The organism is Thiomicrorhabdus hydrogeniphila, assembly GCF_054656895.1.
On record NZ_BAAHXL010000001.1, the window covers coordinates 77,519 to 93,530 of the forward strand.

Here is a 16,012-nt window from a genome sequence, read left to right on the forward strand (position 1 = left end):
GAAGCATTTAACTCAAATAATTTACTTTGCTAATACTTCTTTAAGTGCCGCTAAGCAAAATAATACCTTTTCTGGTCTTGCGCTGTCGCCCATAAGACCAATACGCCAAACTTTACCTGCTAAAGCACCTAAACCAGAACCGATTTCAAGGTTGTATTCGTTGAGTAAACGTCCACGAATTTCAGCATCGTCTACGCCTTCAGGAATAATCACTGAGTTAAGCTGTGGTAAACGCTCATTTTCAGGTACAACAAAACTGATACCCATTGGCTCTAAGCCTGCCTTTAACTGCTGGTGTGCAGCGGCGTGACGAGCATGAGCGGCTTCAAGGCCTTCTTCTTTTAACATCACCAAAGATTCATGTAACGCATACAAGGTATTAACAGGTGCCGTATGGTGGTAGGCACGTTTTGCGCCTTTACCCCAGTAACCCATAACTAAGTTAAGATCCATAAACCAACTTGAAACACGGCTTTCACGGTTACGAACTTTGTCTAAAGCTTTTTCGCTAAAGCTAATTGGCGATAAACCAGGTACACAAGATAAACATTTTTGAGTACCAGAGTAAATCGCGTCAATGCCCCACTCGTCCACTTTTAGTTCAACACCACCAAGTGATGTTACCGCATCAACAATGGTTAAGCAGTCGTTGTCTTGTGCAATTTTACAAATGGTTTTGGCATCTGATAATGCACCTGTTGAAGTTTCTGCATGAACAAAAGCAACAATTTTAGCGTCTGGATGTGCTTTACAAGCGTCTTCAACTTTAGAAGGCGTAACTGCTGTACCCCATTCGTCTTCAACCACAATGGCTTCACCGCCAAAACGTTCGATGTTCTCTTTCATTCGACCACCAAATACGCCATTAATACATACAATGACTTTGTCGCCTGGTTCAACTAAATTCACAAAGCATGTTTCCATACCCGCAGAACCTGGAGCAGAAACAGGCATTGTTAGTGCATTTTCTGTTTGAAAAGCGTATTTTAGAAGTTCTTTGATCTCATCCATCATGCCAACAAATGCTGGGTCAAGGTGTCCAATAGTTGGGCGAGCCATAGCTGAAAGCACTCTTGGGTGAATATCTGAAGGTCCAGGACCCATCAAAGTACGAATTGGTGGATTAAAAGATTGCATATTGGTTACCTTTTTTTAATAATGTTAGGTTAAACAAAGTTGATTCAAATCAAGTTTTTCACAATTATAGTGTCAAACCCGTGTAATACACAAGGTTAAAAATGGATGTTATTCAAGCTTTAGAAGAAGCCTTAAATAAAAACTGTATTCTTTCTAGTGAAGAAGCGTGCCGCCCTTATGAGTGCGACGGCTTATCTGCGTACCGCCAAAAGCCTTTAGCGGTAGCACTTCCAGAGGATGTAGAACAAGTTAAGCAAGTTTTAAAAATTTGCAAAACCTACAATACGCCTGTTATTACTCGAGGTTCAGGTACTGGTCTCGCTGGTGGTACTTTACCTTTAGAAGACAGCGTAATCTTAGGTTTATCAAAACTCAACAAAATAATTAATATCGATCCATTACAGCGTACCGCCATTGTGCAACCAGGCGTGAGAAATGTCACGGTTTCTGAAGCGGCGGCTAAATATGGTTTGTATTATGCGCCTGATCCATCATCGCAAGTAGCCTGTTCTATTGGTGGTAATGTGGCCGAAAACTCGGGCGGAGTGCATTGTTTAAAATATGGTTTGACTGTTCACAATGTTACCTCTCTTACCGTTTTGGATATGGATGGCGAGATTATTCGCTTTGATGAAAAAGACGATGGCTTAGATTTACTGGCCCTATTAAATGGCTCCGAAGGATTACTTGGTGTTATTGTTGAAATCAAACTCAAACTCATACCCAAACCTGAAGCCGCTCAAGTAGTTATGGCCGCGTTTAAATCGGTAACCGCCTGCGCTGATGCCGTGACCACCGTCTTAAAACAAGGCATCATTCCCGCTGGTTTAGAGATGATGGATCAATTCTCGATTATAGCCGCTGAAGACTTTGCCAAAGTGGGTTACCCTGTAGATGCGGCAGCATTATTGCTGTGTGAAGTGGATGGGAGTAACGATCAGGTTAAAGTTGATAGTAAACGTGTGGCCGATATTTTAACCAATAATGGCGCTTATGAAATTCGCGTTTCTCAAAATGAAACTGAGCGTATTGCTTTATGGCAAGGTCGTAAAAACGCCTTTCCAGCAGTAGGTCGTTATTCACCCGATTACTATTGTATGGACGGCACGATTCCTCGTAGCAAATTAGCTTTTGTATTGGATGAAATTTCTCGTTTATCCGATATATATGGTTTAAGAGTGGCCAATGTTTTTCACGCGGGTGATGGTAATTTACACCCACTGATTTTATACGATGCAAATAAACCTGGCGAGCTAGAAGAGACCGAAAAGTTTGGCGCTGAAATCCTAAGACTATGTGTTGATGTGGGCGGTACCATTACTGGTGAACATGGCGTGGGAGTCGAAAAACTCGATTCTATGTGTCATCAATATCCAGAAGCCGAGTTGGAAATTTTTCACGGCATTAAAAATGTATTTGATAATACAGGCCTACTAAATCCAGGAAAAGCCATTCCAACCTTACACCGTTGTGCCGAATTAAGTCACATGCACGTTCATAACAACCAATTGCCTCACCCTGAATTGGAGCGGTTTTAATGTCCACAGAAAGTTCAATTTCGCACTATGCCGAGCAAATAAAACAAGCTTATTCTGAGAATAAACTGCTACAAATAGCGGGTAATGAAAGTAAAGTTCCCATTTATGATGATGCCGAACTTCTTAGCATTTCAGATCACACTGGAATTGTAAGTTACGACCCTTCTGAGTTAGTGGTTACTGTTAAGGCAGGTACGACACTAGCGGATTTAAGTGCCGCTTTAGCCGAACATAATCAAATGCTTGGTTTTGAACCACCAGAATATGGCAACTCAACCATTGGTGGAACTTATGCTTGTGCTTTAACAGGACCTTCTCGCCCTTTTAGAGGGGGCTTGCGTGACTTTGTATTAGGAACACAGCTCATTGATGGGCAAGGTCGTGAAATGCGTTTTGGCGGTAAAATGCTGAAAAACGTAGCCGGTTATGATGTATCACGTATGTTATGTGGTTCAAAAGGTTCTTTAGCTTTAGTTACCGAACTAAGTTTAAAAGTCTTACCCCTACTTGAAGAACGCACCTACTGCATTACCATGCCTGAGGGTGAAGCTATTTTATTAATGAATAAAATGCAAGGCACAGCTTTACCACTCACAGGCTGTGCTTACATTGGCGGTAAGTTTTATTATCGTGTCGCTGGCGAACATCCAGAACAAGATAACCGTGTTGAAGTCAGTGAATGCACTAACGATATATGGAAAACCTTAAACCCGTTTCAACCACAGCTTGAACCAGGCGAAAAACTGTGGCGTTTAGATGTTGAAAGTACCAACCCAGCTATTGAAAACACCATAGCCGTGGGTATGGGTGGTACGCGCCGCTGGGTGGCCAGTAAAAACAAACCTAACCACCCTTATGTAACGCTTTGGCAAGCTCGTTTTGCCCCACGTAACAACGACAAGCCTTGCGTACAACGCATTAAAAAGGGCTTAAAAGATGTTTTTGACCCACACCACATTTTTAAAGATTTATAAGCGATACATTTAACTATGCAAACTCAATTACCTAAAGATTTATTAGCGACTGAAACCGGGCAAACTGCCGACAAAATTTTACGCTCTTGTGTACATTGTGGTTTCTGTCTATCGGCCTGCCCAACTTATGGGTTACTAGGTGATGAGCTAGATTCACCACGTGGACGCATTTACTTAATTAAAAGTGTATTAGAGGGTAATGAAGTTACCAACGATACCTTATCGCATTTAGATCGCTGTTTAACCTGTCGTTCTTGTGAAACCACTTGTCCTTCAGGTGTTGAATATGGTCATTTATTAGATATTGGTCGCGAAATGGCCGAAGAAAAAGGTCATCGTAGCCTTTTTCAAAAAACAACCCGTTATGCCATTCGCAAAGCCTTAACCACACCTTGGTATTTTAATTTAGTGATTAAAAGCATGCCATTTTTACGTCACTCTAAAGCGGTGCAATTTACCGTAGAAGAACTGGCCTTACAGCAAACATTAAAAGACCAAAAAGACGCATTAAAATCCAGTGTATTACTGCTGTCTGGTTGCGTACAACCTGCTTTAGCGCCCAATATAAATCAAGCGAGCATTAAAGTATTAAACCGTTTAGGGTTAAATGTTTTAGAAACCCCTCAAAGTCAGTGTTGTGGCGCGGTAGACCATCACCTTTCGGGTAATGCAGATGCCATTAAACAAGTAAAAATCAATATTGATGCTTGGATTAAATACCTCGACCAAGGTGTTCAGGCCATTATCTCTAATGCCAGCGGTTGTGGTGTTATGGTTAAAGATTACCCGCATTTATTACGTGAAGATAGCGAATACGCTGAAAAAGCCAAACGAGTGGCCGAACATACGCTTGATATTGCTGAATTTTTAAGCAAACAAGATTTATCGCTCTTTACCAGCTATAAAAACAAAAAGGTCACCTTCCACTCACCTTGTACTTTACAACACGGACAAAAATTACCAGGCCTGGTAGAAGACTTATTACGCCGTTTAGGTTACCGAATTAGTCATGTTAACGATTCACACCTTTGTTGCGGTTCAGCAGGTACGTATTCTATTTTTCAACCAACCTTGTCTAAACAATTGCGTGATAACAAAATTAAAAACTTAACTGAAACCAATCCCCCTCTCATTGTAACCGCCAATATAGGCTGTTTAATGCACTTACAAAAAGGGACTAAAACACCTGTTAAACATTGGATTGAACTTCTCACAGTTGATTCTTAACAAGGTTCATAACTTTTCACTATAAACATCATAAACAGATGTAAACCATTCGTTAAAGCATCTCTATAAACTAGTTGAAAAATTTAACCGGATAGACGGCTACAATAAATTAAAGGAAGCTCCACCATGTCTGACATTGAAATTGCACAAAATGCCAAGATGAAGCCCATCATTCACCTAGCGGATAAACTGTTTGGCATACCTGCCACTGAGTTAGATCCTTATGGTCATTACAAAGCTAAACTCTCTTTAGAATATGTAGACAGCTTATCTCACAAAACTGAACAAGGTAAACTCATACTGGTTACCGCCATTAGCCCTACACCAGCCGGTGAAGGTAAAACCACCACCACGGTTGGCTTGGGTGATGCGTTAAACCGTATTGGTAAAAAAACCATTATGTGCTTACGTGAACCATCATTAGGCCCATGTTTTGGTATGAAAGGCGGTGCCGCTGGTGGTGGTTATTCGCAAGTAGTGCCAATGGAAGACATAAACTTGCACTTTACTGGCGATTTTCATGCCATTGGTGTTGCGCATAATTTACTGTCAGCCATGATTGATAATCATATTAATCACGGTAATGCCTTAGATATTGACCCACGTCGTATTAAATGGAACCGTGTTGTCGATATGAACGACCGTGCCTTGCGCCAAATCACCGTTGGACAAGGTGGCCCTGCTAATGGTTATTTACGTGAAGACGGTTACGATATTGTTGTTGCTTCTGAAGTTATGGCTATTTTATGTTTAGCCATTAACAGAGCGGATTTAAAAGAGCGTTTAGGTCGTATTATTGTGGCTTATAAAACAGACCGTGTAACCCCTGTTTATGCCAGCGATTTAAAAGCACACGGCGCTATGGCCGCATTACTTAAAGACGCCATTAAACCAAATATTGTGCAAACATTAGAGAACAATATTGCGATTGTTCACGGTGGCCCATTTGCCAATATCGCACACGGCTGTAACTCGGTTACCGCTACCCAAACTGCTTTAAAACTGGCTGATTATACAGTTACCGAAGCAGGTTTTGGTGCAGATTTAGGTGCAGAAAAATTCTTAGATATTAAATGTCGATCGGCTAAATTATCACCTTCTGCAGTGGTAATTGTTGCCACAATACGCGCACTTAAATACCACGGTGGCGTACTGCTTGACCATTTAAATCAAGAGAACTTAGACGCGATTGATAAAGGTTTTGAAAACCTTGAAAGACACCTCTACAACGTAACCGAAAACTTTAAGTTACCAGCGGTAGTATGTATTAACCATTTCACCTTTGATACGGATGCTGAAACAGAATTACTGATTCAAAAAGTAGAAGCTTTGGGCGTAAAATGCATTATTTCAAAACACTGGGCTGAAGGAAGCGCAGGTGCCGAAGAACTCGCTCATGCGGTTGTAGAAGTCGCTGAAAACTCTCATTCTGGATTTGAATATCTGTATGACAGTGAAATGCCTCTTTGGGAAAAAATTGAAACCATTGCAATGAGAACTTATGGCGCCAAGGGCATTAGTGCAAACTCTAAAGTAAGAGAAGAAATTGACCGTATTCAACCACAATACGGCCACTTGCCTATTTGCATGGCCAAAACCCAAATGTCATTTTCAACCAATCCAGACTTAAAAGGCGCACCAAGTGGTCATATTGTTGAAATCAGTGACATTAAACTCAAAAATGGTGCTGGTTTTATTGTTGCCATTGCTGGCGATATGATGACAATGCCAGGCCTACCAAAAGTACCAACTGCAGAACGCATTGATATTGACGATTCAGGCGTAATCACAGGGTTGTTTTAAAACACAATAATGCCATTATTAGGGCGGCAATTTAAGGTAATCATTACCAATCATATATTGCCGTCCATATAAAGAACTTCTATCTTAAAGAAGTCGTCCTTACCAATTTCATATATTCATAAACTCCCAAACACGTATAATCATGTCTATATACCCCTATTCTTAATAAGGGCTTGTCGACCACGTTCATAAACTCATAAAGCTTTAACTGCCTGTTTATTAGCATGATGGACACTTAAAAGTTTTATCTTAAAAATTATTTTTACTAAATAAATTAAAGAGATAACACTGCGTGTTGGCATTTTGATTGCTTAGAATATTTTTACTTAAAATTAGTTCCATAAAACTATCCAAAATTACAGGACTCCGTTATGCGTAACAATCAACCCGTTACCCAAAAAGAACACCGTCTCCCTGATGATGCTCTATTAGTCTCTCATACCGACTTACAAGGTAATATTACCTATGCCAATGAAGCGTTTGTAGAGGCAAGTGGCTATGCTTATGATGAAATCATGGGGCAACCACATAATATTCTTAGACATCCAGATGTACCCCCGTCAGTTTTTGCCGACTTTTGGAATAGTATTCAAAATAGCCGACCATGGAATCAGATTGTTAAGAATAGATGCAAGAATGGTGACCACTATTGGGTAGATGCCAATGCCACTCCTATGTTTGAAAACGGAAAAATTGTTGGCTATATGAGTGTGCGTACGCCGGCTACACGTGAACAAGTAAAACAAGCGGAACTTGCCTATAAAGCCATTGCAGATAAAAAAATTAAACTACGCCATGGTGAAGCCGACAGCCTTTGGAAACGATTTAATCCATTTGCTCATTGGCCACCGCTTATTACATTAATCCCTGCCACTATATTCGCTATTGCCACTGAAATATTTTCTGTTTTTTACGGCTATCGTCCAGGCTGGTTAAACAATATTGTTATCTTTTTAGCCCTGTTATCTACCGTACATGTGATGTATTTCTTAAACCGAATTCAACATGCTATCCATGCGATTGATGAAATATCTTCAGGTAACCTAACAGGCCATATTAATACACATGGTGCCAACTCTTCGGGGGTGGTTAACCGACGTATTAAAAGCTTGCAAATTCGCCTAGGTGCACAACAAAACGAAGTGATTACAACCGCAAGACGTTCTACTCGTTTAGAGGCTGGTTTAGACAATCTTAATGCCAATATTATGCTGGCAGACCAAACTGGAACTATCACTTACTTTAATGAGTCCTTAAAAGACTATTTAAAAGAACTTGAGCCCAAAATTCAGCAAGAAATTACCGATTTTCATCTTGAAAAACTATTAGGTAAAAATGTGGCTTGTTTATTTGCAAAAAACAAACACATTATGGAAAGGCTAATCTCTATGGATCAAGCTGAAACCTTTAAATTTGAATTTTTTGGAGCGCAATTACAATTATTGCTCACGCCTATTTATGATAAAAATCAGCGCTCTTTGGGTATTGTTATTGAGTGACAGGATATTTTCCAAGAAATTTATGTACAAGAAAGTATTGCTAAACTAGTTGATGATGCCAGTGATGGTCGCTTACATTCAAGAGTAAATACAGCACAACTAGAAGGCTTTTATAAGGAACTGGCAGAAAACATTAACCACTTAATGGATGGTCTACAAAACACCTTAAAAGATATATCCATTTTAATTGGTGGACTATCAGGTAAAGATTTAACCGTTATGCCTGAAGACGAACATCGAGGGCAATATGGTTGGACAATTAAAAACTTAGTAAGTGGTATTCAATCACTTCGTGAATCCTTTTTCAGTGTCAATAACCAAGCCAATGAAGTTACCCAATCAGCAGAACACGTTGCTCAGAGTAACCAGGATTTAGCTGAATCGATTAAACAGCAAAGCCGAGAACTGATTAATACTTCTTCGTCTATGCGCTCTTTAACAGAAACCGTTACACATACTGCGCAACAAGCCACCGTTTCTAATCAACTGGCATTACAAACTCAAAATAACGTTGAGTTGGGTAATCAAAGTATGCAAGAAACCATTTTGGCCATGCAAGAAATTGAACAGGTAAGTCAACAAATTACAGGAATTGTTACCCTAATTGACAGTATTGCCTTTCAAACCAATTTATTGGCATTAAATGCGGCTGTAGAAGCCGCACGAGCGGGTGAACATGGTAGAGGATTCGCCGTAGTAGCAGGCGAAGTTCGTAATCTAGCGCAAAAATCGGCAGAAGCCGCTAAGGAAATTAAAGGCCTTATTGATACAACTGCAAGCAAGATTGCTCACGGTACAACTAAAGTGCAAAATACCGGTGATTCATTACAAGAAATCATTAAGCAAGTTCATCAAATGTCAGAAAACATTTCTAGCATTGCAGAAAATGCACAATCTCAATCTCAGCAAATTGAAGAGGTCAATGAAACGGTTCGCATTTTAAATCAAGCAGCAGACCATAACTCAACACTGGTAATGGAAAACTCATCTTTAGCTGACTACTTAAGTGAAGTGGCAGAAAGTATGGATAACTTGGTAGGTGCATTTGAGTTAGGGGAGCTTACAGAAGCTCAGATATCAAACCAAACTCAGTCAAGCAACTCTCTGATTTTAGTTGTAGATGATAATATTTCTAACTTGAAAGTAGCAAGTATGTTCTTGCAAAAATCGGGCTATGATACTAAAACGGCAACGAATGGTAGAGAAGCCATTGTACAGTGCCAACGTTATCATCCTGTTGCTATTTTAATGGATATTGAAATGCCAGAAATGGACGGCTTACAAGCTACTAAAGCATTGCGTCAAAGCGGTTATAGTCATCCAATTCTTGCTTACACAGGGCATTCTGATTCTTATCAAAAAACCATTGAACAAGCTGGAATGAATGGCATTATTAAAAAACCATTAAATATTGACTACATCAATCAAACATTGCGTTCTTATAATATTAATCCAAATACCTCTAGTAGTTCGATTGTGCTTGCCAGACGTAAAAAAATTATAGAAAGTTCAGGTACCGCATATCAATACAGTGAAATGATAAACGCGCACTTAGGTTGGAAAAAGAAAATTCGTAGCTTTATTGATGGTGCCGATATTGGCATGAGCCAAGAAACGGCTACTGACCATACCGCCTGTGCATTAGGTAAATGGTATTACCAAGGTAGTGGTCAACAGTTAATGCATCTGCCCATGATGAAACAATTAGGTGATGAACACATGCAAATGCATAAACTAATTGGCACAATCATGGATGCATTCCGTATCGATGATTACGAAACACTTGAAACTTCAATTGATGCAATGGATAAACAGAGTGATAAGGTGGTAACATTGCTTAATGAATTGATTGATTACGAAGGGCAGAATTTGTAAAGGTTAGTACGTAATAAACTTCATACATCCTGCCTCAGTAATAATCTACTGACTTTTTAGACTACAAGCCCCCTCTTAGGGGGTTTATTTGTTTAATTACGATTATTTAAAAGCTTCGCAGCTAGTCACTATACAAATAAAAGTAATTAAAAATCGTCTGAATTTTGTCAAAAAACTCATAAATATGTTTAGATATCGTTCAAATTAAATATCGAAAGGATATTACTGTGTCTGAAATAGCACCTAACCAGTTAGCATCTCAGTTTCAAGCGCTAAAAACGCAAATAAACCAACACATTATTGGTCAAACCCACTTAACAGAGCGATTGCTCATTGCCCTATTATCAGACGGCCATTTATTGGTAGAAGGCCCACCAGGCCTGGCAAAAACCAAAGCCATTAAGGTGCTTTCAGAAATGCTAGAAGGAAGCTTTCACCGCATTCAATTCACCCCCGATTTACTGCCTTCTGATATTACAGGCACCGATATTTATCGCCCAGAAACTGGCGAATTTGTTTTTCAGTCAGGCCCTATCTTTCATAATCTTATTTTGGCAGATGAAATTAACCGTGCGCCAGCTAAGGTTCAAGCCGCCTTATTAGAAGCCATGGCTGAAGGGCAAGTAAGTATTGGTAAACGTAGTTTACCTATGGAAAAACTGTTTATGGTTATGGCTACCCAAAACCCTTTGGAACAAGAAGGTACTTACCCTTTACCTGAAGCGCAATTAGACCGTTTTATGATGCATGTAAATGTGGATTACCCTAACTCAGAAAGCGAGCATAAAATTTTAGAGTTGGTCGAAAACGAGGCGCGTCAGCAAAGTCAAAAACCAGTTTTTACCGCTATGAGCCAAGACGATTTATTTGCCGCTCGTGACGCCGTATTAAACTTACACATGGCTGAATCAATCAAAACCTATATTGTTGAATTGGTTATGGCAACACGTGAGCCTAAACGTTATGCGGATTCTTTAGATAGTTGTATTGGTGTTGGTGTTAGCCCTCGTGCCACTATTGCCTTATCACGCTGTGCTAGAAGCCATGCTTGGTTAAGTGGTAAAACGTTTGTAAGCCCTGACGATGTACAGGCTGTTATTCACGATGTATTTAGACATCGTTTAATTCTAGATTTTGAAGCTGAAGCGCAAGGCATTACACCCGATGATGTTATTGACCAAATTTTAAATTTTGTGCCTGCTACTTAAGCTGCTTAAGCTAATTAATCAGTATTGAATTAAAATAAGAGTTTTTACAATGCAAATTAACGTCACACTTACCCTTTTTTGCCTGGTGACTCAGCAAAGTTTTAGCGATGTCAGATAATCTTATAGAAAACGCTGACCTTTACAGCGAACTAAAAGACTTAGTGGCTTTTCGGTTTCACGTGAAGCAAAAAAAACTCAGTCACCAGCAAAATACCATAGCCACAAATAGCGGTAATCACCTTGCTGTGCGTAAAGGTAGAGGGATGACTTTTAGCGAAGTACGTCAATACCAACCAGGTGATGATATACGCTATATTGATTGGCGAGTAACTGCTCGTACTCAAAAACCTCACACAAAAGTATTTGTAGAAGAGCTTGAGCGCCCAACCATTATTGTTACAGAACAAACACCCCATCTTTTTTTTGGATCGCAAGTGCGCTTAAAAATTGCACAAGCCTTAAACATATCTTCTATTTTGGCGTGGGTTTCACTTGCACACAATGAACGTGTGGGTGGCATTAGTTTTAATCATCTACAAAACCTATGGATACCGCCAAAACGCAATCAACAAACTGTTTTGCATTTACTGCAAAAAAGCATTGAGATGCAAAGCCAAATTAATAAACCCACTGCACCAGATACCCAAGCCTGGGTAGAAACCCTGCAACAACTTCTTAAAGCAAGTAAACCGGGCAATAAAATCTTTTTAGTTGGTGATATGATTCAGCTTGTTAAATATGCTTCACCCTTGTTAAAAAAACTAAAAAAGAACACCGATATAACGGCTATTCATATCTACGATAACTTAGAAAAAAACCTACCTAAATTAGGCTGGTTAAGTATGACCAAAAGCTTTGCTAGTGATAGGCTCGTCAAACTGGATAGCTTCAGATCCAAAACTCGCGATGCTTATCACACACTGTATCAAGACCAGTGGCAAGAAACTCAAAATGTCTTTTCAAAACTCACGATTCCACTGGTTGAAATAGGCACACACCAAGAGCCGTTAATGAGTTTAATTCAGCATAAACTGATTCAGTAAGAGTGTCTTTATGAAAGATTTACAACCCCAAAACCCACTTCTTGAACAACTAAAAGACATACAGTTGCCCGACCCAATTGGTTGGTGGCCATTGGCTTTTAGTTGGTGGATATTAATATTCAGTATCACCTCAATTGTCATTGGTATTGCTTGGTACTATTTTGATCTTAAACGACGTAATATCTATCGCAGAACGGCAATTGATCACATTGATGAAATCATGCAGCAAAACGACCTAAGTGATAATGACAAAATTTCAGCTATAAATGCCGTTGTTAAACAAGTCGCCTTAACGGCATACGGTCGTTTAATCACCGCTTCGTTACATGACCAGGCCTGGTTAAAATTTTTATCCGAAACCGCAAGTTATATTCCGCAACCGGATCACCTTCAAGACGCTTTAAATTATGCCTATAAGGCGAATAAAGAAAATGAGGCTAATGAAATGGAGGATACCGTTCAAACCATTTCATCCAAACAAGCCGTTAGAATTTGGCAAGAATACGCCAAAAAATGGATTAAAGGACATCATCAATAATGCAGTGGCACAACCTTATTGAAACCCTAAGCAATATCAGCTTTATTTGGCCTTGGATGATTGCCTTTTTGCCCTTGCCTTGGATTATCAGTCGCGTGATTAAACCTATGCAAAAACAGCATACTCCATTACTAGCCCCGCAAATTATTTCACGTATTGAAGATCAACTTCCGGCCGAAAACCTCATTGAAGCAAACCAATCCCATTCAAAAATGCCCATTTTAGCTATCTTGATGTGGGTTGCACTAATCATCGCCACCACTCGTCCTGTTATTTATGCCGACAGCACGCCTTTTCAAATCAGTGGTAAAGAGATTATTTTGGCCGTTGATTTATCAGGTTCAATGCAAAAAGAAGATATGTACCTCGATGGCAATGATGTAAATCGTTTAGTGGCGGTTAAATCGGTTGTTTCTGACTTTATTTCTCACCGAAAAGGCGACCGTATGGGCTTGATTGTATTTGGTACCCAAGCCTTTTTACAAAGCCCTTTAACCTACGATTTAAATACCGTTAATACCCTTTTAAAAGAAGCACAGATTGGTATGGCCGGCAATAATACGGCCATTGGTGATGCCATTGGGTTAACTCTTAAACACTTATATAAATCTAAAACGGGTCATAGTGCTGTTTTAATTTTATTAACGGATGGTTCTAATACAGCAGGTAAAGTAAACCCTATTGATGCTGCAGAAAAAGCCAAAGAAATGGGCTTAAAAATTTACACGGTGGGCGTAGGTCAAGTAACATCAAGAAATGGTTTAGATATTTTTATGACCAATAAATCGGATATGGATATTGGCACTCTAACCAAAATAGCCAGTATTACAGGAGGTCAGTTTTTTCAGGCCAATGACACCAAACAACTCGCCAGTATTTATCAAGAAATTAACAAGTTAGAATCCGTAAAACATGATGTATATAATTATCGGTTACGCACTGAATATTACCCTTGGCCACTCGGTTTAGCCTTAATTCTTAGCCTGCTTCTGGCCTGGTCACAACTTAGAAAGATGGGAGCTTAATAACAATGTTTGAGCTTTTAAATAATCTTCATTTTTTAAGACCAGAATGGTTTTTAGCCCTACTTCCTGTTATTTGGATTATATGGAAGGCTTGGCAAACTAGCCGTAAACAAGGCGCTTGGCACGAAGTCATTGCCCCTAAATTTAGGCATTTATTATTAGGTGAAAACAGTACAACAGGTGCGAGCGCCAATGAAAAAATAGGCTATCTTGGTTTAAGCATTGCCTGGTTTTTTGCTGTATTAGCCCTATCTGGTCCTTGGGTAAAATCGGTTGATATTCCTGCCGAAAAATCACAACAAGGCGTGGTCATTGTTTTAGATTTATCTCTCTCAATGCTGGCTGACGACTTATCACCAAATCGCATCTCCCGAGTAAAATACAAACTGACAGATCTATTAAAACAATACCCACAATATGCAACAGGGATGGTGGTCTATGCTGGTACTGCACACACAATTAGCCCTATTTCTGAAGACAATCAAACTTTACTAGGCCTGTTACCTAGTTTAAATCCTGTAATGATGCCTAAATTTGGTTCAAAACCTTTGCAAGGCTTAAAATTAGCGCAAAAACTCTTTGATGGAGCACAAATTACCAACCGTCACATTGTCTGGATTACTGATGATATTGAAAAAAATCAAATACAACCTATTACTACTTGGTTAAACGATCATAACGATAGCGTTACCGTTATGACGGTTGGAACCACTAAAGGTGGTGTGGTACAAGTGCCAAATTATGGTTTATTAAAAGATAATAATGAAAAATTAATTATGCCTAAAGTCCCTTTTGAGCGTTTTGCCGAGCTTGAAAAAAAGACGAATATTAAATGGATAGATTTAAAACCTGAAGATACTGGCGTTAAAAATTTACTTCCGCCAGATATGGCAAACACAGACAAACTTGCACAATCAAAACACGCTAAAGAGGTTAATCACCCTTTAGATATTGGTGCTTACTTTCTCTTCTTATTATTACCAATTGTGGCCTTGGTATTTAGACGAGGTACTTTGCTAAGCCTTGTGGTTATTACTGTACTGCCCATTGGTTTACTTACACCAAAAACCAGTTATGCAATGGATTATTGGGGCCAATTACCCTCAATATTTCAATCTCTTGACCAACAAGGATATGAGGCCTGGGAAAATAAAAAATATGGTGCGGCTGAAGCGCTATTTGAAAACCAACAATGGAAAGCCAGTGCATTATATCGACAGGGTAAATATGCTCAAGCCGCTAAAATTTATGCCTTAGATAAAACCCCAACGGGCTACTATAATTATGGCAATACCCTAGCACTCACAAATAAGCTTGAAGAAGCTAAAAAAGCTTATGAACATGTCCTCAAATTGAAACCTGATTTTACCCAGGCTAAAGATAACTTAGCGGTTATAAACAAACTACTGGCACAAAAACCCAAAAAACCAGAGTTGCCTCCGCAAAAAGATGAACAAAAAGGGCAATCTCCCAAGAATCAACAAAACCCATCAGATTCTAAAAAAGACCATCCTGATCAAGAAAACAAAAAAGATAAACCATCACAAAATCCAGCTGATGATTCGCAAACAAACCAGAAAAATGATGAAAAAAATTCTGATAAATCTGGTGATGAACAAAAAAATCAAGGCAGTGAAGATAAAAGCCAAAATCCTCAGCAGGCTGATAACCAGAAACAAGATGGGGCGCAAAAAGATCAAGGTGGCAATAACGATTCAAACAATCAACAAAAGCCATCTGAATCAAAGGATAACCAAGATGCTGGCAGTCAATCAGGCGAACAACCTAACAATCAGGCCAATAACTCATCTCAATCCTCTATGAATAACAAAGACAAAAATGATTTAAACGACAATATTGCTGAAGAGGGCAATACTGGCGCGAATGATAAACCTAAAGATTCTAAAGAGAATAAACAGGATGCTGCCCCTAGCAAATTAATGGACACCCCACATTCTGATAAAACAATAGGCCAAGGTGATGGCGCCAAACCAAATAAAAAATTAACGGAAAAAGAGCAGGCTCAACAATCTTGGTTAAAACAGATTCCAGATCAACCAGGCCTATTTTTAAAACGAAAATTTGAGTATCAATTTCAACAAAATCCGTCTAAAAATGACCCAACAGAAAAGCAGTGGTAGATAA

General features: G+C 39.3%; 12 protein-coding genes. 11 read left to right on the forward strand and 1 reads right to left on the reverse strand.

The window, feature by feature from the left end; all coding sequences use genetic code 11:
* Window positions 1-21 precede the first annotated feature (21 nt).
* Window positions 22-1,137, reverse strand: a complete 1,116-nt coding sequence (locus ACYQ0E_RS00260) for a pyridoxal-phosphate-dependent aminotransferase family protein (protein WP_460186264.1) — start codon at window positions 1,135-1,137, stop codon at window positions 22-24.
* Between the two features lie 101 nt (window positions 1,138-1,238).
* Here ACYQ0E_RS00260 and ACYQ0E_RS00265 point away from each other — a divergent pair, with 101 nt between their 5' ends.
* The 11 genes from ACYQ0E_RS00265 (at window position 1,239) to ACYQ0E_RS00315 (ending at window position 16,008) form a co-directional block, all read left to right on the forward strand.
* Window positions 1,239-2,675, forward strand: a complete 1,437-nt coding sequence (locus ACYQ0E_RS00265) for an FAD-linked oxidase C-terminal domain-containing protein (protein WP_460186265.1) — start codon at window positions 1,239-1,241, stop codon at window positions 2,673-2,675.
* Complete coding sequence (locus tag ACYQ0E_RS00270) at window positions 2,675-3,649, forward strand: FAD-binding protein (protein ID WP_460186266.1); 975 nt, start codon at window positions 2,675-2,677, stop codon at window positions 3,647-3,649. Before ACYQ0E_RS00265 ends, ACYQ0E_RS00270 begins: the two co-directional genes overlap by 1 nt.
* A gap of 15 nt (window positions 3,650-3,664) precedes the next feature.
* The gene (gene glcF / locus ACYQ0E_RS00275; RefSeq protein ID WP_460186267.1) at window positions 3,665-4,876 is read left to right on the forward strand and encodes a glycolate oxidase subunit GlcF; all 1,212 of its coding nucleotides are present in this window, start codon (window positions 3,665-3,667) and stop codon (window positions 4,874-4,876) included.
* A 126-nt stretch (window positions 4,877-5,002) separates the two neighbouring features.
* A complete protein-coding gene (locus ACYQ0E_RS00280; protein WP_460186268.1) occupies window positions 5,003-6,679 on the forward strand; it encodes a formate--tetrahydrofolate ligase in 1,677 nt (558 codons plus the stop codon).
* Between the two features lie 371 nt (window positions 6,680-7,050).
* Window positions 7,051-8,178, forward strand: a complete 1,128-nt coding sequence (locus tag ACYQ0E_RS00285) for a PAS domain S-box protein (protein WP_460186269.1) — start codon at window positions 7,051-7,053, stop codon at window positions 8,176-8,178.
* A gap of 144 nt (window positions 8,179-8,322) precedes the next feature.
* On the forward strand, window positions 8,323-10,053 hold the full coding sequence (locus tag ACYQ0E_RS00290; RefSeq protein ID WP_460186270.1) for a methyl-accepting chemotaxis protein: 1,731 nt from the start codon (window positions 8,323-8,325) through the stop codon (window positions 10,051-10,053).
* Window positions 10,054-10,289: 236 nt separating this feature from the next.
* Window positions 10,290-11,261 carry an AAA family ATPase gene (locus ACYQ0E_RS00295; protein ID WP_460188683.1) on the forward strand — a complete coding sequence of 324 codons (972 nt, stop codon included), beginning with the start codon at window positions 10,290-10,292 and terminating at the stop codon, window positions 11,259-11,261.
* Window positions 11,262-11,368: 107 nt separating this feature from the next.
* A complete protein-coding gene (locus tag ACYQ0E_RS00300; protein ID WP_460186271.1) occupies window positions 11,369-12,304 on the forward strand; it encodes a DUF58 domain-containing protein in 936 nt (311 codons plus the stop codon).
* A 10-nt stretch (window positions 12,305-12,314) separates the two neighbouring features.
* Window positions 12,315-12,842, forward strand: a complete 528-nt coding sequence (locus ACYQ0E_RS00305; RefSeq protein ID WP_460186272.1) for a DUF4381 domain-containing protein — start codon at window positions 12,315-12,317, stop codon at window positions 12,840-12,842.
* Window positions 12,842-13,867, forward strand: coding sequence for a vWA domain-containing protein (locus ACYQ0E_RS00310; RefSeq protein WP_460186273.1), 1,026 nt, complete (start codon window positions 12,842-12,844; stop codon window positions 13,865-13,867). The genes ACYQ0E_RS00305 and ACYQ0E_RS00310 overlap by 1 nt, the downstream gene beginning before the upstream one ends.
* Before the next feature lie 5 nt (window positions 13,868-13,872).
* Window positions 13,873-16,008 (forward strand): VWA domain-containing protein, encoded by a 2,136-nt coding sequence (locus ACYQ0E_RS00315; protein WP_460186274.1) that lies wholly within the window; start codon window positions 13,873-13,875, stop codon window positions 16,006-16,008.
* Window positions 16,009-16,012 lie beyond the last annotated feature (4 nt).

Coding starts and splice junctions, on each gene's coding strand:
- ACYQ0E_RS00260 (WP_460186264.1), bottom strand. CDS start 1,137: ATGCAATCTTTTAATCCACCAATTCGTACTTTGATGGGTCCTGGACCT.
- ACYQ0E_RS00265 (WP_460186265.1), top strand. CDS start 1,239: ATGGATGTTATTCAAGCTTTAGAAGAAGCCTTAAATAAAAACTGTATT.
- ACYQ0E_RS00270 (WP_460186266.1), top strand. CDS start 2,675: ATGTCCACAGAAAGTTCAATTTCGCACTATGCCGAGCAAATAAAACAA.
- glcF (WP_460186267.1), top strand. CDS start 3,665: ATGCAAACTCAATTACCTAAAGATTTATTAGCGACTGAAACCGGGCAA.
- ACYQ0E_RS00280 (WP_460186268.1), top strand. CDS start 5,003: ATGTCTGACATTGAAATTGCACAAAATGCCAAGATGAAGCCCATCATT.
- ACYQ0E_RS00285 (WP_460186269.1), top strand. CDS start 7,051: ATGCGTAACAATCAACCCGTTACCCAAAAAGAACACCGTCTCCCTGAT.
- ACYQ0E_RS00290 (WP_460186270.1), top strand. CDS start 8,323: ATGGATGGTCTACAAAACACCTTAAAAGATATATCCATTTTAATTGGT.
- ACYQ0E_RS00300 (WP_460186271.1), top strand. CDS start 11,369: ATGTCAGATAATCTTATAGAAAACGCTGACCTTTACAGCGAACTAAAA.
- ACYQ0E_RS00305 (WP_460186272.1), top strand. CDS start 12,315: ATGAAAGATTTACAACCCCAAAACCCACTTCTTGAACAACTAAAAGAC.
- ACYQ0E_RS00310 (WP_460186273.1), top strand. CDS start 12,842: ATGCAGTGGCACAACCTTATTGAAACCCTAAGCAATATCAGCTTTATT.
- ACYQ0E_RS00315 (WP_460186274.1), top strand. CDS start 13,873: ATGTTTGAGCTTTTAAATAATCTTCATTTTTTAAGACCAGAATGGTTT.